At 39.5% G+C, this 1,641-nt stretch carries 1 protein-coding gene and 2 pseudogenes; 1 reads left to right on the forward strand and 2 read right to left on the reverse strand.

The features are described 5' to 3' along the window. Positions 1–120 (reverse strand): annotated as a pseudogene (locus FTV29_RS14925) (IS6 family transposase); the annotation flags it as partial. Between the two features lie 42 nt (positions 121–162). Between FTV29_RS14925 and FTV29_RS14930 the strand changes: the two are divergent. After that, entirely contained in the window at positions 163–1,221 is a 1,059-nt protein-coding gene (locus FTV29_RS14930) for a 2,3-butanediol dehydrogenase (protein WP_004281883.1), read from the forward strand. A gap of 170 nt (positions 1,222–1,391) precedes the next feature. Here the strand turns inward: FTV29_RS14930 and FTV29_RS14935 are convergent. Continuing rightward, positions 1,392–1,641, reverse strand: a pseudogene (locus FTV29_RS14935) (DDE-type integrase/transposase/recombinase); the annotation flags it as partial.

Below are 1,641 nucleotides of genomic sequence, written 5' to 3' on the forward strand. Positions count from 1 at the left end.
CCGTGATAAAGCACGTCCATATGTGGGTGCTTTATCCGTGTTGATCACTTGTGGAATTTGCCACTTCTTCACATTATTTAACATTTTTCCAAGAAAACAATATGCTGATTTGGTATTACGTCTAGAATGGTTTACCGTTAACATCAATATAAGGAATATAAAATGAAAGCAGCTCGTTTTTATGACCGAGGGGATATTCGAATTGAAGATATCCCTGAACCGAAAGTACTTCCAGGCACAGTTGGAATTCAAGTTGCGTGGTGTGGTATTTGCGGTACAGATTTACATGAATTCATGGAAGGTCCTATTTTTATTCCACCTTGTGGTCACCCACACCCAATTTCGGGAGAATCTGCACCTGTAACAATGGGACATGAATTTTCAGGCGTGGTTTATGCAGTTGGAGAGGGTGTAGATGATATCCAAATTGGGCAACATGTCGTAGTTGAACCCTACATCATTGCTGACGATGTGCCGACTGGCCCCAATGATAAGTATCATTTATCAAAAAATATGAACTTTATTGGTTTAGGCGGACGCGGTGGTGGTCTTTCTGAAAAAATTGCAGTTCAGCGGCGTTGGGTACATCCTATTTCAAATGATATTCCTTTAGACCAAGCAGCATTGATAGAACCTTTATCTGTCGGTCATCATGCCTATGTCAGAAGTGGCGCAAAAGCTGGCGATATCGCACTGGTTGGTGGAGCAGGCCCAATAGGCTTACTTTTATCTGCTATTTTAAAGGCTAAAGGTCTCACGGTCATCATTACTGAACTGAGTGCAAAACGTAAAGAAAAAGCGATAGAAGCGGGTGTTGCCGATTATGTACTAGACCCATCTAAGGTTGATGTAGTTGCTGAGGTAATGAAAATTACAGAAGACCGCGGTGTAGATGTCGCTTTTGAATGTAGTAGTGTCAATAAAGTCATGGATACACTCGTTGCAGCAATGAAACCAACTGGTGTAGTCGTTATCGTTTCTATTTGGAGCCATCCTGCCACAATTAATGTGCATAGTGTGGTGATGAAAGAGCTAGATATTCGTGGCACGATTGCTTATGTAAATGATCATCAGGAAACTATCCGTTTGGTTGAGCAAGGTAAGATTAATCTAGAACCTTTTATTACCCAACGGATTGCATTAGATGATCTTGTTTCTAAAGGCTTTGAAACATTGATTCATAATAATGAGTCTGCTGTAAAAATTATTGTTCATCCGTAGTAACGCCTAATTTGAACGACTAATTTGAATAAACTAGAAATAAACTCTATGTAGCTATTTCTAATATCTTTATAGATAGGGAATGAGTCTGTACGTACAGATTCATTCTCAAATTTACGGCACTGTTGCAAATAGAGATTTGAGTCGATGATGTTCCCTTTAAAAAGTGCTTAGAGACCGAAAACGCTGTTGATTAGACACACTTCACCCTGAGGCTGACCATAATAAAATGACGATGCTTGTCCTTTACGTAGTGCACGCATGACTTCAATACCTTTAATTGTGGCTAAGCCGTCTTCATAGATTTGAATCCTAATGTGGCCCTGATGATTCGCTTTAACTTACCATGATCACATTCAATGACATTATTTTTATACTTAATCTGCCTGTGCTCAATATCTACTGGACATTTTCCTTCTC

It is taken from the genome of Acinetobacter sp. YH12254, assembly GCF_013417415.1.
Classification (GTDB): Bacteria; Pseudomonadota; Gammaproteobacteria; order Pseudomonadales; family Moraxellaceae; genus Acinetobacter; species Acinetobacter pseudolwoffii.